Annotated in this window: 16 protein-coding genes; 6 read left to right on the forward strand and 10 right to left on the reverse strand. The window is 69.3% G+C overall.

Annotated elements, in window-relative coordinates; genetic code table 11:
• Window positions 1-209 precede the first annotated feature (209 nt).
• From ACFUN8_RS04935 to ACFUN8_RS04945, 3 genes are all read left to right on the forward strand, one after another.
• Complete coding sequence (locus ACFUN8_RS04935; RefSeq protein WP_079127908.1) at window positions 210-1,286, forward strand: ParA family protein; 1,077 nt, start codon at window positions 210-212, stop codon at window positions 1,284-1,286.
• Window positions 1,283-2,425, forward strand: coding sequence for a ParB/RepB/Spo0J family partition protein (locus tag ACFUN8_RS04940; protein ID WP_383631486.1), 1,143 nt, complete (start codon window positions 1,283-1,285; stop codon window positions 2,423-2,425). Before ACFUN8_RS04935 ends, ACFUN8_RS04940 begins: the two co-directional genes overlap by 4 nt.
• A gap of 304 nt (window positions 2,426-2,729) precedes the next feature.
• Entirely contained in the window at window positions 2,730-3,347 is a 618-nt protein-coding gene (locus ACFUN8_RS04945; RefSeq protein WP_383631489.1) for a GNAT family N-acetyltransferase, read from the forward strand.
• Between the two features lie 93 nt (window positions 3,348-3,440).
• Here the strand turns inward: ACFUN8_RS04945 and trxA are convergent, their stop codons facing one another.
• The 7 genes from trxA to ACFUN8_RS04980 all read right to left on the reverse strand — a co-directional run bounded on the left by trxA (window position 3,441) and on the right by ACFUN8_RS04980 (window position 13,541).
• Window positions 3,441-3,803: a thioredoxin gene (gene trxA / locus ACFUN8_RS04950; protein ID WP_382562148.1), complete on the reverse strand. Its 363-nt coding sequence runs from the start codon at window positions 3,801-3,803 to the stop codon at window positions 3,441-3,443.
• Window positions 3,804-3,848: 45 nt separating this feature from the next.
• Window positions 3,849-4,841, reverse strand: coding sequence for a thioredoxin-disulfide reductase (trxB, locus tag ACFUN8_RS04955; RefSeq protein WP_383631492.1), 993 nt, complete (start codon window positions 4,839-4,841; stop codon window positions 3,849-3,851).
• Window positions 4,842-4,967: 126 nt separating this feature from the next.
• Window positions 4,968-6,002: an anti-sigma factor family protein gene (locus tag ACFUN8_RS04960; RefSeq protein ID WP_383631495.1), complete on the reverse strand. Its 1,035-nt coding sequence runs from the start codon at window positions 6,000-6,002 to the stop codon at window positions 4,968-4,970.
• Window positions 5,999-6,748 carry an RNA polymerase sigma factor SigM gene (gene sigM, locus ACFUN8_RS04965; protein WP_383631497.1) on the reverse strand — a complete coding sequence of 250 codons (750 nt, stop codon included), beginning with the start codon at window positions 6,746-6,748 and terminating at the stop codon, window positions 5,999-6,001. Before sigM ends, ACFUN8_RS04960 begins: the two co-directional genes overlap by 4 nt.
• Before the next feature lie 29 nt (window positions 6,749-6,777).
• Entirely contained in the window at window positions 6,778-8,571 is a 1,794-nt protein-coding gene (locus ACFUN8_RS04970) for a protein kinase family protein (protein WP_383631500.1), read from the reverse strand.
• Window positions 8,572-8,690: 119 nt separating this feature from the next.
• Entirely contained in the window at window positions 8,691-10,979 is a 2,289-nt protein-coding gene (gene murJ / locus ACFUN8_RS04975; protein ID WP_383631503.1) for a murein biosynthesis integral membrane protein MurJ, read from the reverse strand.
• Window positions 10,980-11,024: 45 nt separating this feature from the next.
• A complete protein-coding gene (locus tag ACFUN8_RS04980) occupies window positions 11,025-13,541 on the reverse strand; it encodes a DUF6049 family protein (RefSeq protein ID WP_383631506.1) in 2,517 nt (838 codons plus the stop codon).
• A gap of 176 nt (window positions 13,542-13,717) precedes the next feature.
• Between ACFUN8_RS04980 and ACFUN8_RS04985 the strand changes: the two genes are divergently transcribed.
• The gene (locus ACFUN8_RS04985; RefSeq protein ID WP_383631509.1) at window positions 13,718-15,184 is read left to right on the forward strand and encodes a CCA tRNA nucleotidyltransferase; all 1,467 of its coding nucleotides are present in this window, start codon (window positions 13,718-13,720) and stop codon (window positions 15,182-15,184) included.
• Window positions 15,185-15,301: 117 nt separating this feature from the next.
• Here the strand turns inward: ACFUN8_RS04985 and ACFUN8_RS04990 are convergent, their stop codons facing one another.
• From ACFUN8_RS04990 to ACFUN8_RS05000, 3 genes are all read right to left on the reverse strand, one after another.
• Window positions 15,302-16,573, reverse strand: a complete 1,272-nt coding sequence (locus ACFUN8_RS04990; protein WP_383631512.1) for an MFS transporter — start codon at window positions 16,571-16,573, stop codon at window positions 15,302-15,304.
• A gap of 113 nt (window positions 16,574-16,686) precedes the next feature.
• Window positions 16,687-17,769, reverse strand: coding sequence for an inositol-3-phosphate synthase (locus ACFUN8_RS04995; RefSeq protein ID WP_383631515.1), 1,083 nt, complete (start codon window positions 17,767-17,769; stop codon window positions 16,687-16,689).
• Between the two features lie 61 nt (window positions 17,770-17,830).
• Window positions 17,831-18,580 (reverse strand): PadR family transcriptional regulator, encoded by a 750-nt coding sequence (locus ACFUN8_RS05000; protein ID WP_383631518.1) that lies wholly within the window; start codon window positions 18,578-18,580, stop codon window positions 17,831-17,833.
• Between the two features lie 361 nt (window positions 18,581-18,941).
• Here ACFUN8_RS05000 and ACFUN8_RS05005 point away from each other — a divergent pair, with 361 nt between their 5' ends.
• Both ACFUN8_RS05005 and ACFUN8_RS05010 read left to right on the forward strand, forming a co-directional pair.
• Window positions 18,942-21,653 (forward strand): transglycosylase domain-containing protein, encoded by a 2,712-nt coding sequence (locus tag ACFUN8_RS05005; RefSeq protein ID WP_383631521.1) that lies wholly within the window; start codon window positions 18,942-18,944, stop codon window positions 21,651-21,653.
• 131 nt (window positions 21,654-21,784) lie between these two features.
• Entirely contained in the window at window positions 21,785-23,281 is a 1,497-nt protein-coding gene (locus tag ACFUN8_RS05010) for a glycosyltransferase family 87 protein (protein ID WP_383631524.1), read from the forward strand.
• Window positions 23,282-23,342: the final 61 nt, after the last annotated feature.

The raw sequence follows: 23,342 nt of genomic DNA on the forward strand, positions 1-23,342 counted from the left end.
CACTGCGGAGTGTCGTGACGGTCTGACCCCGCAGCGAGTGCATCGTGTTTCACGTGAAACGTCGCTCACTGCTGCAGGGCATTATCGGCCGAGGTCGCGCCGCTTCCACACCGCGGGGCAAGAAACCCCTCGTAAGGGGTACCGGGTTGGCCACAGATATGGATTCATCCACAGAACCACGGGCCTCGCTGGTTCCCGACCCCGAAAGCATGGCAGGCTCTCCTCATTGCGAGCCTGAAGTCGAGGAGAGTGAATCCTTGCGGTCCGACGCCAACATCGCGGGACCGATGACCGATCCGGTCCCCGGTCCCCGTTCCGAGTCGTCGGGCGGCGATGTTTCACGTGAAACATCACCGCCCCCGATGGACGACACCCCCATCGGCCGCGCCGCCCAGCTGGCCGTGGAGGCCCTGGGTCGCGCCGGTGAGGGCCTGCCACGCCCGGAGCAGACACGGGTCATGGTCGTCGCCAACCAGAAGGGCGGCGTCGGCAAGACCACGACCACGGTCAATCTCGCCGCCTCGCTCGCGCTGCACGGCGCGCGCGTCCTCGTGGTCGACCTCGATCCCCAGGGCAACGCCTCCACGGCGCTCGGGATCGATCACCACGCCGAAGTCCCCTCGATCTATGACGTCCTGGTGGAGAGCAAGCCGCTCTCCGAGGTGGTCCAGCCCGTCGTGGACGTCGAAGGTCTCTTCTGCGCGCCCGCCACCATCGACCTCGCCGGTGCGGAGATCGAGCTGGTGTCGCTGGTCGCGCGGGAGAGCAGGCTTCAGCGGGCGATCGAGGCGTACGAGCAGCCGCTGGACTACATCCTGATCGACTGCCCGCCGTCGCTCGGCCTGCTGACCGTCAACGCGCTGGTCGCCGGCGCCGAGGTGCTGATCCCCATCCAGTGCGAGTACTACGCGCTCGAAGGGCTGGGGCAGCTGATCCGGAACGTGGACTTGGTGCGGGCGCATCTGAACCCCACCCTGCATGTGTCCACGATTCTGCTCACCATGTACGACGGCAGAACCCGGCTCGCCTCGCAGGTGGCCGACGAGGTCCGCAGCCACTTCGGTGAGGAGGTGCTGCGGACGAGCATCCCTCGGTCGGTCCGCATCTCGGAGGCACCGAGCTACGGGCAGACGGTACTGACCTATGATCCGGGTTCCAGCGGCTCGCTGTCGTACCTTGAGGCCGCTCGTGAAATCGCCCTGCGTGGGGTCGGCATGAGCTACGACGTCAAGCATGCCCACGCGATCGGCAACAGTCAGCAGAGCATTTCGGAGGGGACGCAGTGAGCGACCGACGTAGAGGTTTGGGGCGTGGGCTCAATGCGCTAATCCCCGCGGCTCCGCAGGAGAAGCAGGCGACCTCTTCCGGGGAGGCCAACTCCTCCGGGCAGGGGCCGGTCCTGACGGCGGAGCGGGGTGTCGCGGCGGCCAAGGTGACGACGCTGCCGCAGACGCCCGCGCCGGCGACGGCGGAGATTCCCGCCCAGGACACGCCGGTTCCGGCCGAGGTGACCGCGCCGGAAGGCGTGTACTTCGCCGAAGTGCCGATGGACTACATCACGCCGAACCCGCGGCAGCCCCGTGAGGTGTTCGACGAGGACGCGCTCGCCGAGCTGGTCACCTCCATCAAGGAGGTGGGGCTGCTCCAGCCCATCGTTGTACGGCAGTTGGGGCCGGAGCGCTTCGAGCTCATCATGGGCGAGCGGCGCTGGCGGGCCTGCCGGGAAGCCGGTCTGGAGCGCATTCCGGCGATCGTCCGCGCCACCGAGGACGAGAAGCTGCTGCTGGACGCTCTGCTGGAGAACCTCCACCGCGCACAGCTGAACCCGCTGGAAGAGGCCGCCGCCTACGACCAGTTGCTCAAGGACTTCCACTGCACGCACGATCAGCTGGCCGACCGGATCGGACGCTCGCGTCCGCAGGTCTCCAACACGCTGCGGCTGCTGCGTCTTTCGCTTCCCGTGCAGCGCAGGGTCGCCGCCGGGGTGCTGTCGGCCGGGCACGCCAGGGCGCTGCTCTCGGTGGACGACTCGGACGAGCAGGACCGGCTGGCCCATCGCATCGTGGCCGAGGGGCTGTCCGTGCGTGCCGTCGAGGAGATCGTGACCCTGATGGGTTCACGGCCCAAGAGCACGCCCCGGTCGAAGGGGCTGCGGGCCGGCGCGCTGCCGTCGCCCGCGCTGAACGATCTGGCCTCCCGGCTGTCGGACCGCTTCGAGACCCGGGTGAAGGTCGACCTCGGGCAGAAGAAGGGGAAGATCACCGTCGAGTTCGCCTCACTGGTCGATCTGGAGCGCATCCTCGGCACTCTCGCCCCCGGTGAGGGGCGCGTCCTGGACAGGGGACCCGCAGACGAGGACGGGGACGACACCGACGGCGTGGACGGCCCGGACCGGTCGAACGGACTGGAACCCGACGAGGGCTGACCCTCCGCACACCGCTATCAGGGCGGGCCTTGTCCGGTGCGTACCGGAACACGGCCCGCCCTTTGCCGTCCCCCGCTGTGCGAGGCACCTCTGGGTGGATACGATGCGTTCTGGTATGGCGCATCCACCTTGATCCACCTCAGAGGAAGGGCGGGGCCATGCAATTGGTGAGCCGCAGCCAACTGATGTCAGCTGGACTGGGCCTGGGGGTCGTCGGCGGCTTCGTCGGCAGCCTGCTTCGGGAGCGCAGCGCGCTGACTGCGGCTCGTGGCGCGGCAGGCGCAGGAAGTGAGGAACTGCCTCGATGGGGCGTCGGCTCGTACCGCTCACGCTGGACAACCTTCCCGACCTCCCCCGGCGATGCGGGGAGTGCGTCTTCTGGGAGCTTGATCCGGTCAGGGGAAAAGCGGCGGTAGGAGCCGGCAGGGCCCGCCAGGAGAAGGAAGCCTGGATCTCGGCCGTCCTGTTGGAGTGGGGGTCGTGCGGCCGGCTGGTCTATGTGGACGATGTGCCCGTCGGCTTCGTTCTGTACGCGCCTCCGGCGTACGTGCCCCGCGCCACGGCGTTCCCGACGAGTCCGGTCTCTCCCGACGCCGCACAGCTGATGACCGGCTGGATCATGCCGGGCTATCGGGGGCAGGGGCTCGGCCGTGTGCTGGTGCAGACGGTCGCGAAGGATCTGCTGCGGCGTGAGTTCAAGGCGATCGAGGCGTTCGGGGACGCGCGCTGGAAGGAGCCGGCCTGTGTGCTGCCGGCGGACCATCTGCTGGCGGTGGGGTTCAAGACCGTACGGACGCATCCCGCGTACCCGCGGCTGAGGCTGGATCTGCGGACGACGCTCTCCTGGAAGGAAGACGTCGAGCACGCGCTGGACAGGCTGCTGGGCGCGGTGCAGAAGGACCCGGCGCTCAGACCGCTCTGATCGGACAAGAAACGGGCCCGTCCCCCTCTGCGGGGGGACGGGCCCGTTTCACGTGAAACATCGCGCGTGGTGCGTGGTGCGTGTGCGCGGTGCTTAGTTGGTGGCTTCCTTGCTCACCGGCGCACTGTCACCGATGAAGCTCTCCAGGTCGCGCACGATGGCGGCCTTGGGCTTGGCGCCGACGATGGTCTTGGCGACCTCGCCGTTCTGGTAGACGTTCAGCGTCGGGATGGACATGACGCCGTACTTGGCTGCGGTGGCCGGGTTCTCGTCGATGTTGAGCTTGACGACCTCGATCTTGTCGCCGTGCTCGGCCGCGATGGCTTCGAGCGACGGAGCGATCTGGCGGCACGGTCCGCACCAGGCGGCCCAGAAGTCCACCAGTACGGGCTTGTCGCTCTTGAGGACGTCCTCATCGAACGAGTCGTCGGTCACATGCTTCAGGTCGCCGGCCACGGCGGCCTCCTCACTTCATGGGGTGTGGGTATGCGGTGCTGCTGATCAGACGGAGGCGGTCTTCTCCGCCTCGGCGCTCTTCTCCGGCTCGGCGGCGTTCTCGCCGTCGGCCAGCGCGGAGAGGAAGCGTTCGGCGTCGAGGGCCGCGGAACATCCGGTGCCCGCGGCGGTGATCGCCTGACGGTAGGTGTGGTCGACGACGTCGCCGGCGGCGAAGACGCCTGTGAGATTGGTGCGCGTCGAGGGTGCGTCCACCGTGAGGTAGCCCTCGCCGTCGAGGTCGAGCTGGCCCTTGAAGAGCTCGGTACGCGGGTCGTGGCCCACGGCGATGAACAGCCCGGTCACCGGCAGCTCGGACGTCTCACCGGTCTTGGTGTTGCGCAGGGTCAGACCGGAGAGCTTCTGCTCGCCGTGGATCTCCTCGACCGCGCTGTCCCAGGCGAACCGGATCTTCGGGTCGGCGAAGGCCCGGTCCTGCATGGCCTTGGAGGCCCGCAGGGTGTCACGGCGGTGGACGATCGTGACGGACTTGGCGAACCGGGAGAGGAAGGTCGCCTCCTCCATCGCCGTGTCGCCGCCGCCGACCACCGCGATGTCCTGGTCCTTGAAGAAGAACCCGTCACACGTGGCACACCAGGAGACACCGCGTCCGGAGAGGGCGTCCTCGCGGGGCAGCCCCAGCTTGCGGTGCTGCGAGCCGGTCGTGACGATCACGGCCTTGGCCCGGTGCACGACGCCCGCCGTGTCGGTGACCGTCTTGATCTCCCCGGTGAGGTCGACCGAGATGACGTCGTCCGGGACGAGCTCGGCACCGAACCGCTCCGCCTGCGCCCGCATATTGTCCATCAGGTCGGGGCCCATGATGCCGTCGCGGAAGCCGGGGAAGTTCTCCACGTCGGTGGTGTTCATCAACGCGCCACCGGCGGTGACGGCACCCTCGAACACGAGGGGATGCAGCGACGCGCGTGCGGTGTAGAGCGCAGCCGTGTAGCCGGCCGGTCCGGAGCCGATGATGATCACATTACGAACGTCGCTCACGGGTTTCTTCCTCGTCTCTGCAGACTGCCTGCTACTGCCAACGGGGCGGTTCAGGACTCTCACCCCACCCAACGGATCCTACGGGCCTCGCATTCCCGCGAGGTCCCGGCGGCGCCGGGCAGTCTGTCAGCGGCGGGGGTAGGTCTGCGTGAGCAGGAGTTCACCCTTGACGGGCGGGACGTTGTCGACGCACGCCGCGTCGATGACATACGCCTGCACCAAGCTGCCGTCGGTGGGGTCCGACAGGACGAGGAGGTAGGCGTCCGTGCCCTCGTACGTACCCCTCTCGGCGGCGAGCGGCGTGTCCGGCCGGCCCGTCCCCTGCTGGATGCAGGGCGGCACCTGCTGCATCAGCTTGGGGGACGCCGAGGTGCTGGGCGCTTCCTTGGTGGATTCCTGGCCCTCGGCCACACGTGGCTCGCCGGTGGCGGGGGCGGGTTTGAGCAGGGTGTGGACCTTCTCCCGCATCCCGGTCCCGGAGAACGCACCGCCGCCGTCGGCCTGGCTCGCTCCCGCGTCGCTCTTGTAGGAGGACGCACCGTCTCCACCGGAGAGCGACGACGTCTGGAACAGCAGAACGCTCACACCGATCGCCGCCGTTCCGAAGACGGCGCCGAGGATCGCACCGCGACGGCGGCGCTGCTGCCGGGCGCGGCCGGGGCCGGTGGCCGCCCGTGGGCGGCCGGCGGGGCGGTCCGCGCGGTCCGTCCGGGGAGCGTCGGCGGCGGGGACGGGCTCGGACGCCGGCTCGCGCGAGTCCGGGGCGCCGTCGGCGGACGCTGCGGTGGTCTCGGTGGTGGTTTCGTCGGTGGCTTCGGTGATGGCTTTGTCGGTGGCTTCCGTGGGGCGCGATGTTTCACGTGAAACATCGGCGATCGACTCCACCACGAGCGGATCCGGTGCGGTCGCGCTCAGCAGCGCCTCGGCGGCCAGGGCGGCGTCGACCCGGGCGGCCACGTCGGCTGGCATACGCGGCGGGCCCGGCAGCGAGCCCAGCAGTCCCCGGATCTCCTCCAGTGACTCGTGGACATCGGCGCACAGCGAGCAGCTGTCGAGATGTTCGCGCAGCTCGGCGCTCCGCGCGGGGGAGAGCAGGCCCTCCGTGAGGTCGGAGATCTCCGAGACGTCCGGGTGCTCGGTCGTGCCGGTCGTGGTTGTCACGCGCGCCCACCTCCTCCCTTCACGGCGGCAGGACCCTGTGGTCCCGCGTCTGGTCCGGTGTCTGGCCCTGTGTCCGGTCCTCTGTTCGGCGGTCCCGGCTCCGATGGGACGGATGTCCCCGGCGTCCGGTTCCTTTGTGGTCCCAGACCGCCTCTCCCACCGGTGCCGCCGGTGCTCTCCCGTAGATGGGTGAGCATCGGCAGGAGCCTGGCCCGGCCCCGCGCGCAGCGGCTTTTTATGGTGCCGACGGGTACGTCGAGGACTTGCGCGGCCTCCGCTACGGGGTACCCCTGCATGTCGACCAGGACCAGCGCGGCCCGCTGGTCGGCGGGCAGCTTGGCGAGGGCGGCGAGAAGCTGGCGGTGGAGGTCCTGGCGCTCGGCGGGGGCCTCGGCGGACTCGTGAGGTTCGAGAAGCTGTTCCAGACGCTCCGTGTCGTCCACGGGAGACGTCTTGCGGGAGGCGGCCTTCCTCGCGCGGTCGAGACAGGCGTTGACGGTGATGCGGTGCAGCCAGGTCGTCACGGCGGACTGGCCGCGGAAGGTGTGGGCGGCGCGGAAGGCGGACACGAGCGCGTCCTGCACGGCGTCGGCGGCTTCCTCGCGGTCTCCCAGCGTGCGCAGCGCCACGGCCCAGAGGCGGTCGCGGTGGCGTCGTACGAGCTCACCGAAGGCGTCAGGATCCCCCTCGACGTGCCGGGCCAGGAGGTCCTGGTCGTTCACGTCGCCGAGTGTGGCGTCTTCCAACGGTGAGCCCCCTCCCCTGGTCCGCAGGGTCAGCCTATGACCTTGATCTCCGAGATTCCGCCCCGGAACTCGTTCGCGGAGGTGTCCGGAGCGAGTTCCGTGATGTGGATCAGTACGTATCTGGTTCTGACGGGCTTGTCCAGGGCGGCCTTCACATCGCTGCCGGTCTGCCCCAGTTCGGTGATGCGCTGGGAGAAGTCCGACAGGCCCGCCGGTGAGGAGGCGTTCTCGCCGGCGGCGAGGACCTGGACCTTCTGGCCGCTGCGGTACATGGCGACATCGACGCCGTACACATCCTGCACGCTGCCGAGATCCACGACTATCCCGCTGCCGCCCTTGCGGTTGGGCAGATTCCCGTAGTTCGCGTAGCCGTTGTACTTCGGGGTGATCCAGGCCGTGCCGGTGTTGCCGTCCGTGGCCAGGGGGACGTCCTGCTCCTTGACGCCGGAGCCGTCGGGCGCGAACACCGCGGCGTCGGCGATCTTCAGATTCTTCGGGGTCCGGGGCGGGGGCTTCTGCTGGTCGCCGTCCGCCGACTGGGACTGGGGCGTCTCGTCGGAGTTCTTGCGGTTGAGCATGTAGTCGGCGACCTGCCAGCTGGCGAGGCCCAGCACGGCGATGAGAAGCGCGGAGACCGTCCACTTCAACGCCTTGCCGGTACGGCTCTGCAGGGGCGGCGGCGGGACGGGCACGGGCCGTGCGGCCGGCTGACCGATGGGCCGGGTGGCGGGGCGCGCGTACGAGCCCTGCTGGTAGGTGGTGCGCTGGTACTCGGGCGGGGCGGCGAACGTGGGCTCCGGGGGCCGGACGCGAGGCATCTCGGCGACTGCCTTGGCCAGTTCGTCCGGGGTGGTGCAGGGCGGGTCCTGGCGCGAGGCGGTGGCGCCTTCGTTGACCAGGGCGCGCATGGCGAGTTCGGACAGGCCGCGGTGGACTCCGGCCCGTACCTGATCGGGGGCGATCAGACCGACGCCCTTCGGCAGCCCCGCGAGGCCGTACGCGTCCGTCTCGTACGGCCAGCGGTGCGTCAGCGCCGCGTACAGGAGCGCGCCGATCGCCTCGGTGTCGGTGCGCTGGGGGCGTTCCGCGCTGATGCCGCGCAGGGCGGCGTTCACGGCGAGGCCGCGGATCCGGTACTGGCCGGTGGAGCTGCGCAGGACGGCCCCGGGTGTCAGCTTCAGATGGGCCAGGCCCTCGCGGTGCGCGGCGGCCAGCGCCTGGGAGACCTGGCTGACGAGCTGGTAGGCGTCGTGGGCCTCCATCGGGCCGGCGGCGAGGATCGCGGTGAGTTCCGTCGCGTCGGGGAGCCACTCGTGGACGACGTAGACGAGGTCGTTCTCCTCGACGGCGTCGAGGACCTGGACGAAGCGCGGGTCTCCGAGCAGGGCGGAGGAACGGGCGGCCGCCAGCACGGAGCGGGCTCGGGGGTGGTCGGCGGGCAGGAGGTGGACACCGACGGCGCGGCGCAGCTTCTCGTCGACCGCGCGCCAGCTGCTGAATCCGTCCAGACGGGTGACGCACTCTTCGAGGCGGTAGCGTCCGGCGAGTTTGTGGCCGCTGTGGAGTTCGGGTGCCGCCACTGCCGGCCGGGTCTCCTGGCGCTTCTCGCCGCCCGCCTCGGCCGGTTTCCCGGCGCCGGACTTCGCCGACTTCTCGGCCTCGGACGTCCCCGGCTTCTCGGCCACGGGCTCCCCGGGCTTGTCGTCCTCTGTCTTCTGGGCTTTCGCCACCCCGTCGGTGGTGGCCTTGTCCGCCTGGGCGGCCGGCGGTTCGTCACCGCTGTTGTCGGCCACCTCGACGGCAGCCGTGCTCCGTTCCGCCACCGTCGCTCCTGCCTCCCCATCCGTTGCGCACTGTCCAACAGCCACGCCAATTGTGCCCACAGTTGGACGCTATGCACGACACACGGCGGCCGACGATGGTTGTGCTCGGGCGTCGCGCGCTAGCGCCCGAGACGGCCCCGGACCATTCCGACCAAGGCGTTCATCTCTTCGATACGCAGTTTTCGCGCGACGACGAAGAAGCCGCCCAGCAGGACGATTCCCCCGACCGCCAGCGCGGCGAACGAGCCCAGCACTTCACTGCCGAGCTTTTCGAGCACGAAGTAGGCGACCGCGCCGGCGGCGATCGTGCCGGGGACGGACGCCAGGCAGAGCCTGGCGTACGTGCGCAGGACGTGCGAGCCGTCCAGATCGCCTCCCAGCAGCTTCTTGAGCCTGCGCCAGGCGATGCCCACGCCGACGGCGTAGGCGAGCCCGTAGGAGGCGGCCATGCCCACGACGGCCCACCGCGAGGGGAGGACGACGAAGCAGACGGCGGAGGCGGCGGCGTTCACGGCGGCCACGATGACCGTGTTGTAGAAGGGAGTTCGGGTGTCCTCGTACGCGTAGAAGGCACGCAGCACCACGTACTGCACGGAGAACGGGATCAGACCGAGACCGAAGGCCATCAGCATGTAGCCCATGGAGCGCGCCGATTCGATGCCGGAGGAGCCGAAGATCAGCGTGCACATCGGAATGCCGAGGGCGACGAAGCTGAAGGCGACGGGGACGATCGCGACGGCCGAGTTGCGCAGGCCCTGCGAGATGTCGTCGCGTACGGCCCCGGTGTCGCCGTCGTGCGCCGAGCGGGAGAGCCGGGGCAGCAGGGCCGCCATGACCGAGACGGTGATGATGGCCTGTGGCATGCCCCAGATCAGCTGGGCGTTGGAGTAGGCGATGTAACCCGCGCCCTGGGTGCCGGAGTCGACGCCCGCCGCCGTGGAGAGCTGCGAGACGACCAGCACACCGGCCTGGTTGGCGAGGACGAAGAGCACGGTCCACTTGGCGAGCTTGGCGGCCTTGCCGAGGCCGTGGCCGCGCCAGTCGAACCGCAGCCGGATCCGGAAGCCGGTCTCGCGGAGGTAGGGGATCATCGCGAGGGCCTGGACGGTGAGGCCGAGCACCACGCCGACCCCGAGCAGGCGCTCCGCCTCGGGCGGGATGGACCCGACCGTCATCCCGGAGTCCTCGGCGGTGCCGTACACCCAGATGAACATGACGAGGGTGGCGATGATGATGATGTTGTTGAGGACCGGCGTCCACATCATCGCGCCGAACCTGCCCCGGGCGTTGAGGATCTGCCCCATCACCACGTGCACGCCCATGAAGAAGATCGTGATCAGGCAGTAGCGCACGAAGGTGACGGCGACGTCGTTGGCGGCCGGGTTGTCGGCGATGCTCACCGACATGAGGCGCACCAGCAGCGGGGCGGCGAACACCGACAGCGCGGTCAGTGTGCCGAGGATGACGACGACCAGCGTGAGCAGACGGTTCGCGTACGCCTCGCCGCCGTCCTCGTCGTCCTTCATCGCGCGGATGAGCTGCGGCACGAACACGGAGTTGAGGCCGCCGCCGATGGTCAGGATGTAGATCATCGTCGGCAGGGTGATGGCGAGCTGGAAGGTGTCGCCGAGAGTGGCGGCACCGAGCGCCGCCACGATCAGCGCGGAGCGTACGAAGCCGGTGAGCCGGGAGACGAGCGTGCCCGCCGCCATCACCGCGCTGGACTTCAGCAGTCCCGAGGCCCGGCCGCCCGCCTTCTTCGCGGGCGGCGGCGCGGGGGCCGCCTCGGGTTCGGCGGCCGGCGGCCGGCCCATCCCCTGCTGGTCGCGGAAGAGATGAGCGAAGGCGTCGGGCTCCTGCTCGCCGGTGCGGGCCCGGGTGACGAGCTCGTCGACGCCCATGAACTGCGTGGTCCGCGCGTCGTCGCCGAACGGGAGGTGGCGTGACGGGCCGTCGGGCTCCGGCGGCGGGGGCTGGGCCCAGACGCGTGGATCGGGGGAGTACTGCTGCACCGGCGGCTGCTGGTAGAGCGGCATCGTCTCCGGATAGGTGCCGGGAGGCGGCGGCGGATGCGCGGCGCGGTCGTACAGCGCCTCGGACACCGGGTCCTGCGCCGAGAGGTCCTGCGCGCGGTAGGGATCGTGCTGGTAGGCGTCCTGGACGTACGGATCCTGGGCGTAGGCGTCCTGCGCGTACTGGTCCGGGCTGTACGGGGCCTGGGCATAGGGCGCCTGGGTGTAGGGCCCCGGGGCGTACGGGCGCTGGTCGTAGTGACCCTGGTCGTACGGATCCCGTGCGGGGTCGGGCACAGGGGCGTTGGGGTCGGCTGCGGGAGGCCCTGGCGGAACATGCCCTGCCGGATCGCCGCCAGCACCTTGCCCGCGGTCACCGTCGTACGGCGCGTTCATGGTTACCCCACCTCATCGTCCCCGGCCGGCCGGCCACGACATCGCTCAACGGTCCACTTTCTCACCCTTGCCCGACGGGTCCCCGCTTTCCGGACGGGTGTCCGGGGTCGGGTCACTCGGCTGCCCGGGTTCGGCGCCGTTGATGTCTCCGGGAATCTCCTCCGCCGACGGCGGCGCGACGGGTGCCTGGGCGGGGCTCGCGTCGTCGGCAGCGGCCTCGTCCGGGGCACTGTCCTGAGCGTCGCCGTTCTCGGCGGCCTCGTCCGTGGTCTCGTCGTCGCCACCGGCTTCGGCGGCGACGTCCGCGGCGCTCTTGTCCTCGGCCGCCTTCGCCGCCACCGCCCGCTTGCGCTGGCTGTACATCTTGACCCCGGCCAGGACGAGGAGCAGCACACCGCCGGCGATGACGAGCATCACGGTGGGCGTCAGCTCGGAGACCCTGACCTGGAACGACATGGGGTCGCCGTACGGGCGCCCGTCGGCCGTGTACAACTGCGCCGTGAGCCCCACGGGCCCGTTGGCGTTGGCCGTGCCGGTGAACTTCACCACCTGGGTGTGTCCGCCGTCGATCTTGATCTCCTGCTGGGTGACGGCGCTGCCGTCGTCCAGCTTCAGACGGGTCTTGTTCGTGGACTGCAGACGCAGGACGAGATGGTCGACGCCCTGCAGCAGCTGGTTCTGGACCGTCACCGGGATGGTCGCGCTGCGCCCGGACAGGGTCAGCTCCGACTTCTGGATGAGCTGGACCTCGCTGGAGAGGCTCGTCAGATACCGGTTGACCGAGGCGCGGTACTCCCTGGCACCCGTCGCGTCGCTCCGCCAGGACGTCGAGATCGCCCGGTTGACCGCGTTGGCGAAGGGCGTCGCGACCCGGTCGGGAAGGGTCAGGATGGCCTTGAACTTCCCGAGCCGTTCGTCGATCCCCTTGATCTCCTCGAACGCCGACGGGGGAAGCTCCTGGTCACGGAGCTTGTCCGGATACCGCGAGGCGCCGGGCACCTTGGCCGTGGCGTTCGTGTCGGGCTTGGCGGCGGCGGCGGCGACCAGGTCGGACGACTGGGTCCAGCGCTGCCCGTCGAGCCCCTGGAGGGCGCGGGCCATCGACTGCGCCTGACTGGCCGACGGCGTCCGCTGCGGGGCGACGACGATGTTGCGCTGCTTGGAGGAGTCCTGGAGGGTCACGGCCAGCGACTGGGCGAGGAACTTCTGGACCGCGAGCGTGGAACTGCCCGCCGTACTCACATCGCCCTCGAACGCCGTGGACAGCCGGGTGTCGCTGACCACGGCCGTCGTACCGCCGCCGATGGGCCGCGCCGCGCTCGCCGTGTACGGCAGGTTGTCCTGGATGCTGTCGCTGCGCGAGATCACCTTGTCGGCGCCCGCGGAGGTCGCGACATCGACGATCGACGGGTCGACGGCGCCGTTCACCGGCCACGCGAAGTCGGTGGCGGGCTGCACATGGAGGGTGGACTCCACGGTCAGCGCGGCCACCTCGCTGGAGCCCTGGAGATGGCCGAGGGTGCCGGAGACGTTCTCGCCGCCGTGGGCCAGGGACGCCAGGTCCGGGTCACCGAAGGGCAGCGCGACGATATGGGGGTTGTCCTGGACGGCCTTCTCCAGGGAGTTGAGCCACGACCTGGCCACGAGCTGGTTCTTGCCCGCGACCGTGGAATTCCCGTCCCTGACGCGGTACGGCTCCGTCATCGCCACGACCGTGGCGAGGAGGTCCGGGTCGACGACCCAGGTGACGGGAAGCTGGCTGCCGAGGGAGACGAGCTGCTCCAGCCGGCCGCCGGGGGCCAGTTCCTCGGCCAGGTCGTCGTTCTCGAAGACCGGGGTCTGCTGGTCGTCCGAACCCGTCTCGGCGGAGATGTGGGAGGTGGAGATCAGCGGCCAGAGATAGGTGAACTTGGTCCTGGTGTCCACGGCCTCCGGCTGCCACGGCAGGAACGTCCGCCGGACGCCGAGCGTGTGGTCGTACGGCTCGGCCGCCGTCCGGCCCGTGAGCGTCACGCCGAGCTGGTAGACACCGTCCCCGCCCAGGCCGAGTTTGTTCACCGGCACGGACAGGGCGAAGTCGTAGCTGATGCCCGGGGCGAGCTTGTCGAACTCCACCTTGTACTTGCCGCCCACCGGCAGTGGGTCGTACGTGGTGTCGTTGGACCGCTCGACTGCGTCGTCGATGGCGGTCCTGCCGTTGAGCTGGGGGCCCACCCGGAGATCGACCTGCGCGTCGGTGACCGCCTTCTTGCTCTTGTTGGTCACTGTGCCGGAGATCGTGAGGGTGTCGCCCTTCGTCGGCGCGCTGGGCGCCAGGGTGTCGAGCGCGACCGAGACGGTGCTCGGCCCGGACGGCTCGGCGGCGGCGCCCGCCGGGGACGCCGTGACGGCCTCTGTGGTGGCCGCGGAGACGGCCGGACCGGCCGCGGTCGCCTGCGGCGCCGCGAGGCCCCCCAGCAGCCCGGCCAGGAGCGGCACCCCTGCGGCCACGGCGCCGGTGCGCCCCAGCCATCGGCGGGCAGGAGAGTGCTTCATCCCCTGGATGTCTGCCGCCTCGGCCACGCGCCCGCCCGTCCCTCGTCGTCGTCGATTGTGCGTCCACGCATGGTAACGATGTGCGCTGTGACGAAGTGCCGGGGACCGCCCTTCATGATCGGAAGAATCTCATGGGGCGGCGGAATCCGGTGCACCGGAAACTCGGACGCCGGGGTCGGCCGGGGCACGTACCCTTTTCTGTTGTGCCGAACGCCAACGAAGAGACTCCCCTTGCACTGAGTCAGGTGCAGCGCCGCGCGGTCAGCGAACTGCTGCGGGTGTCCCCTGTCGCCGACGACCTCGCACGCCGATTCCAGGAAGCAGGTTTCACACTCGCCCTGGTCGGGGGCTCGGTGAGGGACGCCCTCCTCGGTCGCCTCGGCAACGACCTCGACTTCACGACCGACGCCAGGCCCGACGACGTACTGAAGATCGTCCGGCCCTGGGCGGACTCGGTGTGGGAGGTCGGGATCGCGTTCGGCACGGTCGGTGTCCAGAAGGAGGGCCGGGTCGGCGACGAGCGGCAGGACTTCCAGATCGAGGTCACGACCTACCGCTCCGAGGCTTACGACCGCACCTCGCGCAAGCCCGAGGTGTCGTACGGGGACTCCATCGAGGACGACCTCGTACGCCGGGACTTCACCGTCAACGCGATGGCCGTCGCGCTGCCGCAGAAGGAGTTCATCGATCCGCACGGTGGCCTGCAGGACCTCGCGGCCGGTGTGCTGCGCACGCCCGGCACCCCCGAGGCGTCCTTCTCCGACGATCCGCTGCGTATGCTCAGGGCCGCCCGCTTCGCCGCGCAGCTCGACTTCGAGGTCGCCGCGGACGTCGTCGCCGCGATGAAGGCCATGGCCGAGCGCATCGAGATCGTCTCGGCGGAGCGCGTACGGGAGGAGCTGAACAAGCTGATCCTCTCCGACCACCCGCGCAAGGGCCTGGCGCTGCTCGTCGACACCGGCCTCGCGGAGCGCGTACTGCCCGAGCTGCCGGCGCTGCGGCTGGAGAGCGACGAGCACCACCGGCACAAGGACGTGTACGAGCACTCGCTGACCGTTCTGGAGCAGGCCATCGACCTGGAGGAGAACGGGCCGGACCTGGTGCTGCGGCTGGCCGCGCTGCTCCATGACATCGGCAAGCCCCGGACGCGGCGCTTCGAGAAGGACGGCGGGGTCTCGTTCCATCACCACGAGGTGGTGGGGGCGAAGCTGACCAAGAAGAGGATGACCGCGCTCAAGTACTCGAACGAGTTGGTGAGGGACGTCTCGCGGCTGGTGGAGCTGCATCTGCGCTTCCACGGTTACGGGACGGGTGAGTGGACCGACTCGGCGGTGCGGCGGTACGTACGCGACGCCGGTCCGCTGCTGGACCGCCTCCACAAGCTGACCCGCTCGGACTGCACCACCCGCAACAAGCGCAAGGCGACGGCGCTCTCACGCGCCTACGACGGCCTGGAGGAGCGAATCGCGCAGTTGCAGGAGCAGGAGGAGCTGGACTCCATCCGGCCGGACCTGGACGGCAACCAGATCATGGAGACGCTGGGCGTCGGTCCGGGGCCGGCGATCGGGGCCGCGTACAAGTTCCTGCTGGAGCTGCGGCTGGAGAACGGGCCGATGGAGCGTGACGCCGCGGTCGGTGCGCTGAAGGAATGGTGGGCGCAACAGAACTGAAGGCGCGGCAGGCGATGACCGCCGGTCGATGTTTCACGTGAAACATCGACCGGGCGGTGGCGCAGTGGGGGGGGAGTTTTAAGTGAAAAAAAGCCCCCCTCCGGTGGGGTAGGCGCGCTACCCGTCCTTCTTCGCGGGCCGCTTCCAGCGGAACAGCCCTGTCGCGACCGCCGCGTAGACCAGCGCGACACCCAGCACGAGGGGCGCCGAGCGCCCGTCCGGCGGCAGTATCAGTGCGGCGACTCCCGCGGCGCCGACGAAGGCGACGTTGAACAGCACGTCGTAGAGGGAGAAGATCCGGCCCCGGTACGCGTCGTCCACCGACAGCTGCACCACCGTGTCCGTCGCGATCTTCGCGCCCTGGGTGATCAGACCGAGTACGAACGCGGCGGCAAGCATCGGGGCGGGGGCGAACGGCAGTCCCAGCGCCGGTTCGAGTACGGCCGCCGACGCGGCGCACGTCACCATCCAGCCGAACGGGCCGAGGCGCCCGACCGCCGACGGTGTCACGACGGCGGCGACGAAGAAGCCCGCTCCCGAGACGCCGAGCGCCACCCCCAGCAGGGCGAGCCCGTCCTCTTCGGAGAGCGACCAGGCGTAGCGGCAGAGCATCAGCACCATCACGGTCAGCGCGCCGTAGCAGAAGCGCATCAGGGTCATCGCGATCAGCGCGCCCGCCGCGTCACGCCGCTCGGCCAAATGGCGCAGCCCGGCGCCGAGACCGCGTGCGGTGGACGCGAGGGCGACCCTCAACCGTGGCTGCACCAGCCCCGGATCCGGACCGAGGAGATCACGGGCCATGGTGACGGAGGCCAGCGCCGAGCACAGATACAGCGCGGCGCCCACCAGCACCACGGCGGCGTCGGAGTTGGAGAACAGCAGTCGTACCAGGAAGGCGACACCGCCGCCCGCGGTCGCGGCGAGCGTGCCGGCCGTCGGGGAGAGGGAGTTGGCGACGACCAGCCGTTCGTCCTCGACGACGCGGGGCAGCGCGGCCGAGAGCCCGGCCAGTACGAACCGGTTGACGGCCGTCACGGCGAGCGCGGAGGCGTAGAAGAGCCAGTCGGGCAGGGAGGTGAGGATCAGCACGGCGGTGCAGGCGGCCAGCAGGGCCCGCAGCAGATTCCCGTACAGGATGATCTGACGCCGCCGCCAGCGGTCGAGCAGCACCCCGGCGAACGGGCCGATGAGCGAGTAGGGCAGCAGCAGCACCGCCATGGCCGACGCGATGGCGCCGGGAGTCGCCTGCTTCTCGGGGGAGAACACGACGTGCGCGGCCAGCGCGACCTGGAAGACTCCGTCGGCCGCCTGCGACAGCAGACGCACGGTCAGCAGACGGCGGAAGTCGGGCAGACGCAGGAGCCCGCGCAGATCGCGTACGACAGACATGTGGATCAGAGTCACACACGACACGTGCGTCACACGCGAAGGGTCCCCGGGCAACTGCCCGGGGACCCTTCGGCGGTGCGTGTACGGGGGAGAGCCGCGCTCCCCCGCGGGATTTAGCGCTCGACCTCGCCGTGGATGAACTTCTCCACGTTCTCCCGGGCCTCGTCGTCGAAGTACTGCACCGGCGGGGACTTCATGAAGTACGAGGACGCGGAGAGGATCGGGCCGCCGATGCCGCGGTCCTTGGCGATCTTCGCGGCGCGCACGGCGTCGATGATGACACCCGCGGAGTTCGGGGAGTCCCAGACCTCGAGCTTGTACTCCAGGTTCAGCGGAACGTCACCGAAGGCGCGGCCCTCGAGGCGGACGTACGCCCACTTGCGGTCGTCCAGCCACGCCACATAGTCCGAGGGACCGATGTGGACGTTGTCGGCGCCCATGTCACGGTCGCGGATCTGCGAGGTGACCGCCTGCGTCTTGGAGATCTTCTTGGACTCCAGGCGCTCGCGCTCCAGCATGTTCTTGAAGTCCATGTTGCCGCCGACGTTCAGCTGCATCGTGCGGTCCAGGACCACACCGCGGTCCTCGAACAGCTTCGCCATCACGCGGTGCGTGATGGTGGCGCCGACCTGGGACTTGATGTCGTCACCGACGATCGGGACACCGGCCTCGGTGAACTTGTCCGCCCACTCCTTCGTACCGGCGATGAAGACCGGGAGGGCGTTGACGAAGGCGACCTTGGCGTCGATGGCGCACTGCGCGTAGAACTTCGCGGCGGCCTCGGAACCGACGGGCAGGTAGCAGACCAGGACGTCGACCTGCTTGTCCTTGAGGGTCTGGACGATGTCGGCCGGCGTCTCGTCCGACTCCTCGATCGTCTCGCGGTAGTACTTGCCCAGACCGTCGTAGGTGTGGCCGCGCTGGACGGTGACGCCCGAGTTCGGGACGTCGCAGATCTTGATGGTGTTGTTCTCGCTGGCCCCGATGGCGTCCGCGAGGTCGAGACCGACCTTCTTGGCGTCGACGTCGAAGGCGGCGACGAACTCCACGTCCCGCACGTGGTATTCACCGAACTGAACGTGCATCAGGCCGGGCACCTTGCCGGCCGGATCGGCGTCCTTGTAGAACTCGACGCCCTGCACCAGCGAGGCGGCACAGTTGCCCACGCCGACAATGGCTACGCGAACGGAACCCATCCTGGTTGCTCCCTGTGTGTGATCTCAATGTTGCGATGAAGCCCCGCGCTGATGCGGAACCTCATGGGGTGGTGTCCGCGGACGGATCCGGCGGGCCGGGGGCTTCCGGAGGCGAACCTCCGGAAGCCCCCCGGAGCCGGGGCAGGCCGTCCGCGTCTCCCGTTGTGCTGTTGGTCGTGTTGCCCGTCGTGCGGTCCGACGGGCCGTTCTGCCGAGGCGCGGGGCTGTCCGGGCCGGGTCGTCGCTGATCCCGTCCCGCCCGCTCGCTCTCGATGAGCTCGTTGAGCCAGCGCACTTCGCGCTCCACGGACTCCATGCCGTGGCGCTGAAGTTCGAGCGTGTAGTCGTCGAGGCGTTCCCGGGTACGGGCCAGGGAAGCGCTCATCTTCTCCAGGCGCTCCTCCAGTCGGCTGCGACGGCCCTCCAGCACGCGCATCCGTACCTCGCGCTCCGTCTGTCCGAAGAAGGCGAAGCGAGCGGCGAAGTGCTCGTCCTCCCAGGCGTCCGGGCCCGCCTGCGACAGCAGCTCCTCGAAGTGCTCCTTGCCCTCCGCCGTAAGCCGGTAGACGATTTTGGCGCGGCGGCCCGCGAGTGACGCGGCGAGCGCCTCCTCCGGCGCACTGCCCGGCTCCTCGATCAACCACCCGCTGGCCACCAGCGTCTTGAGGCAGGGATACAGCGTCCCGTAGCTGAAGGCCCGGAAGATCCCCAGCGAGGTGTTGAGCCGTTTCCGCAGCTCGTAGCCGTGCATCGGAGACTCGCGCAGCAGACCCAGGACGGCGAACTCAAGGATGCCCGAGCGTCTGCTCACTGCTCGCCTCCTCCGTCGTCCTGGCCACTTATGCCGTCCCGATGTATCGAGTCGATACATCGGGACGATAGAACACCGAGGCTCATGGGACAAGAGGGGCCATCGTGAACGGCGTCACATCATCGATTCACAGCATGTAACTTGCCTGGTTTGGGATGAAGTTCAGTTCTGGGAGGGGTTTGACCCTGCGTAGTCTGTGCGGCATGCAGACCACCGGGAACCGCGTGACGTGTGAGAGCGTCATCGTTCTGGATGCATGCCGGATGAGCCCTAGGCCGGGTACATCCGTATTCATTTCGGGGGGACCGGAACTCAACTGCCGCTTCCAGGCGTTCGCGCCTGCCCGAGGAGTAGTCGTTCGATGAGCGAGCACCGTCGCAAACAGCCACAGCCGCAGGGTGGCCAGGGGGGCGGACGAGCTGCCGCCAGGCGTGCCGCACAGCGGCCGGCCGGCCGCCGCGCGGACCCCTCCCGTGGAGTCCCCACGGCCTCCCACTCCGAATCCCAGGATCCGGAGCCTTCTTACGGAGGCCGGGCCGAAGCACGTAAGGCCGCACAGCGAGGCCGCCGACGTGCCGCCGAGGGCGGCGCCGGGGCGGGCGCCCGTGGTGGCGGGGGCCGCCGTGGCGGTCCTGATGGACCCGGTGGACCGGGCCCCGGCCGAGGGCGTGGGGGGCGGCCGGGCAAGAAGCGGATCATCGACTACCCGCGCCACGACAAGTACGGCTGGCAGCGCTGGATGCCGTCCTGGAAGCTTGTGACCGGCCTCTGCATCGCCTTCTTCGGCAGCCTGATGGCCGCGGCGACGATCGCGTACGCCTTGGTCGAAGCGCCCAAGGTGAGCCTGGCCGCGCAGGCCCAGAACAACGTCTACCTCTGGGACGACGGATCGCAGATGGTCGCCACCGGCGGCGAGACCAACCGGCAGATCGTGGGAATCGCGCAGATTCCCACGGCGATGCAGAACGCCGTTATCTCGGCGGAGAACAAGACGTTCAGGGAAGACTCGGGCGTCGACCCCATGGGCATCGGCCGGGCCGTGTTCAACATGGCCAAGGGCGGCCAGACGCAGGGTGGCTCGACCATCACCCAGCAGTTCGTCAAGAACGCGATGCTCACCCAGGAGCAGACCTACACGCGTAAGTTCAAGGAACTGTTCATCTCCATCAAAGTCGGCGCGGACATGGACAAGCCCGACATCATGTCGGGGTACCTGAACACCTCCTACTACGGACGCGGTGCCTACGGCATCCAGGCGGCCGCCCGTACGTACTACGGCAAGGACGCCAAGGACCTCAACCCGAGCGAGTGCGCCTTCCTGGCGACGCTCCTCAAGGGCGCGACGTACTACGACCCGAACGGCAACCCGTCGATCGACGCGAATGCCAGCCAGAAGAACAACACCGAGCGCGCGACCAAGCGCTGGGACTGGATCCTCGACGAGATGGTGAAGGACGGCCATCTCGAATCGGCGGAACGGCAGAAGTACACGAAGTTCCCGATGCCGGACAAGCCGAAGCAGAACGCGCAGCTCGGCGGCCAGATCGGCTACCTCGTGGACCTCGCCAAGGCCTACTTCATCAACAACAACACCGAGGGCATCACGGCCGACGAACTGGCCAAGGGCGGCTTCGAGATCAGGACGACCTTCAACAAGGACAAGGTCGTCGCGCTTGAGAAGGCCGTCCAGGACGTCCGTAAGAAGAACATCGACCCCAAGAAGCGTCCCGACAAGGACACCCATGTCCAGTTCGGCGGCGCCTCGGTGGAGCCCGAGACCGGCAAGATCGTCGCCATCTACGGCGGTGAGGACGCCACCAAGCACTTCACCAACAACGCCGACCAGACCGGTGCCCAGGTCGGATCGACCTTCAAGCCGTACGTCCTGGCGGCGGCGATGCGCGACGGCGTACGCGACCCCGAACTCGGCCCCGAGCAGGGCCAGGAGACACGTACGAAGGTCTCGCCGGACAAGAGCCAGTACAACGGCGAGAACAAGCTGAAGATCAAGGAGTACGACGGCCAGGTCTGGCAGAACGAGGAAGGCAAGGAGTGGCTCCAGCGCAACGACGGCGACGAGAGCTACGACGACATCAATCTGCGTGAGGCCATGAAGGTCTCGGCCAACTCCCCCTTCGTCCAGCTCGGTATGGACGTCGGCATTCCGCAGGTCAGGCAGGCCGCCCTCGACGCGGGACTGCTGGAGGACAGCCTTCCGGGCGGCAACAACCCGTCGTTCTCCATCGGTATCTCCGACCCCAGCGCCATCCGCATGGCGGGTTCGTACGCCACCTTCGCCGACAACGGCACCCAGCGTGAGCCCTACTCCGTCCAGAGGGTCACACGAGAGGGAGTCGAGGTCTTCGAGTACAACCAGAAGGCCGAGTCCAAGTTCGACGCCGACATCGCGCACAACGTGACGGACGTCCTGAAGTCCGTGGTCATGGAGAAGGGCGGCACGGGCACCTCGGCGCGGCTGCCGGACGGCCGCGAGGTGGCCGGCAAGACCGGCACCACCGACGGCAACAAGTCGGCCTGGTTCGTGGGCTACACCCCGCAGCTCTCGACCGCCATCGACATGTACCGGCTGGACGACAACGCGGAGAACAAGAACCGCGAGTTCCTGGAGATGTTCGGCACCGGCGGCAAGAAGGAGATCCACGGTGCGTCGTTCCCGGCCGACATCTGGCGGGAGTACATGACGGTGGCGATGAAGGGCACGAAGGCCCTGAAGTTCCCCGAGCCCGAGCCGATCGGCGAGGGCGTCTACGGCGGCGGTCTGAAGAGCGAGGAGCCGTCCCCGTCGGAGTCGGAGTCGGAGCCGTCCCCGTCGGAGTCGGAGTCGGAGCCGTCCCCGTCGGAGTCCGAGTCGGAGCCGTCCCCGTCGTCGGACCCGACGGAGTCCTGTGACCAGTGGAACGGCTGTGAGGACGGTGGTACCGGCGATCCGGGTGGTCCGGGCGGTGAGGATTCCGGCGGCGTCATCGGGGGGACGACGTCCAGTCCGCCACCGGACGGGGGAGACGACCAGGGGAACGACGGCGGGAACCTGTTCGGTGGCCCGGGAGGCTGAGTAGCCCCGAGGCCGGCGAGCGGCCCGAGAGCGACGCGAAGGCCGTCGCACCAGGGCCGTACACACAGCGTGTACGGCCCGGTGCGGCGGCCTTCGTCGTGCCCGCGGCGGCGTACGGCAGGATGGGCGGCATGCCGAGCACAGAAGACTCCACGGTGCCCAAGGACCGGCCGGTCGTACCGCCCACCCGGCGGGACAGGATCGCCGCCTCGGGCAGCGAGCTGATCGGCGGTCCCATCGGCCGCTGGGCCTGGTACGGCGCCGGCCGGCTCACCCCGGTACGGGTGATCGCGCTGGTGGCGATCGGGATGTTCGCGCTCGGCATGGTGCAGAAGATGCCCTGCTACGAGTGGGCGTGGTTCCGCGGCGCCAGCTCCCAGTACACGCACGCCTGTTACTCCGACATCCCGCACCTCTTCCTCGGGCGCGGTTTCGCCGACAACCTCGTGCCGTACTTCGACCAGCTCAGCGGCGACATGCAGTACCTGGAGTACCCCGTACTGACGGGTCTGTTCATGGAGGTCGCCTCCTGGCTCACCCCCGGCGGCGGCTCCATCCAGCACCGCGAACAGATGTACTGGATGGTCAACGCAGGGATGCTGATGATCTGCGCGGCGGTCATCGCCGTCTGCGTCGCCCGCACCCACCGGCACCGCCCCTGGGACGCCCTGCTCCTCGCCCTGGCGCCCGCCTTCGCCCTCACCGCCACCATCAACTGGGATCTGCTGGCCGTCGCGCTCCTGGCGGCCGGGATGCTGATGTGGTCGCGCGGCCGGCCGCTGGCCTTCGGCATCCTCATCGGCCTCGCGACGGCGGCCAAGCTCTATCCCGTACTGCTGCTGGGGCCGCTGCTGCTGCTGTGCTGGCGTGCCGGGCGGCTGAGGGAGTTCGGGGTCGTGCTGGGCGGTACGGCGGCCTCGTGGCTGCTGGTGAACCTGCCGGTGATGCTGCTCGCGCCGGAGGGGTGGAAGAAGTTCTACACCTTCAGCCAGGAGCGGCAGGTCGACTTCGGGTCGTTCTGGCTGATCATCACGCAGCGCACGGGGCGGTCCCTGGACGTCGAGTCGGTCAACACCTGGGCGATGGTGCTGATGGTCCTGGCGTGCGCGGGCATCGCGGCGCTCGCCCTGACGGCGCCGAGACGGCCCCGGTTCGCGCAGCTCGCCTTCCTGGTCGTGGCCGCCTTCATCCTGACCAACAAGGTCTACTCGCCGCAGTACGTCCTGTGGCTGATCCCGCTCGCCGCGCTGGCCCGGCCGCGGTGGCGCGACTTCCTGATCTGGCAGGCGTGCGAGGTCATGTACTTCCTGGGCATCTGGATGTACCTCGCGTACACGACGAGCGGGGACGCCCACAAGGGACTGCCGACCGAGGGCTATCAACTGGCCATCGCGCTGCATCTGCTGGGGACGCTGTACCTGTGCGCCGTCGTGGTGCGGGACATCCTGCTGCCGGAGCGCGACGGTGTACGGCGCGACGGCTCGGACGATCCGTCGGGCGGGGTGCTGGACGGGGCGCGGGACGTGTTCGTGCTGGGACGGGCCGCCCGGCCGAGGGAGCACACGGCGCACACGGTGGAGGCGTCGCAGCGGGTGTCGTGGGGGATGCGGCCGCCCGGGGCCGCGTGAGGCACCGGGCGCGGGGGGCCGGGAACTCGGCGGGGGCCGGAGACGCGTGAAGGGCCGGACG

The organism is Streptomyces sp. NPDC057307, assembly GCF_042667665.1.
Lineage (GTDB): Bacteria > Actinomycetota > Actinomycetes > Streptomycetales > Streptomycetaceae > Streptomyces.

Bases quoted from the DNA above. Each gene is read 5' to 3' on its own strand.
- ACFUN8_RS04935 (WP_079127908.1), top strand. From the start codon at position 210: ATGGCAGGCTCTCCTCATTGCGAGCCTGAAGTCGAGGAGAGTGAATCC.
- ACFUN8_RS04945 (WP_383631489.1), top strand. From the start codon at position 2,730: ATGGGGCGTCGGCTCGTACCGCTCACGCTGGACAACCTTCCCGACCTC.
- murJ (WP_383631503.1), bottom strand. From the start codon at position 10,979: ATGAACGCGCCGTACGACGGTGACCGCGGGCAAGGTGCTGGCGGCGAT.
- ACFUN8_RS04990 (WP_383631512.1), bottom strand. From the start codon at position 16,573: ATGTCTGTCGTACGCGATCTGCGCGGGCTCCTGCGTCTGCCCGACTTC.
- ACFUN8_RS04995 (WP_383631515.1), bottom strand. From the start codon at position 17,769: ATGGGTTCCGTTCGCGTAGCCATTGTCGGCGTGGGCAACTGTGCCGCC.
- ACFUN8_RS05005 (WP_383631521.1), top strand. From the start codon at position 18,942: ATGAGCGAGCACCGTCGCAAACAGCCACAGCCGCAGGGTGGCCAGGGG.
- ACFUN8_RS05010 (WP_383631524.1), top strand. From the start codon at position 21,785: ATGCCGAGCACAGAAGACTCCACGGTGCCCAAGGACCGGCCGGTCGTA.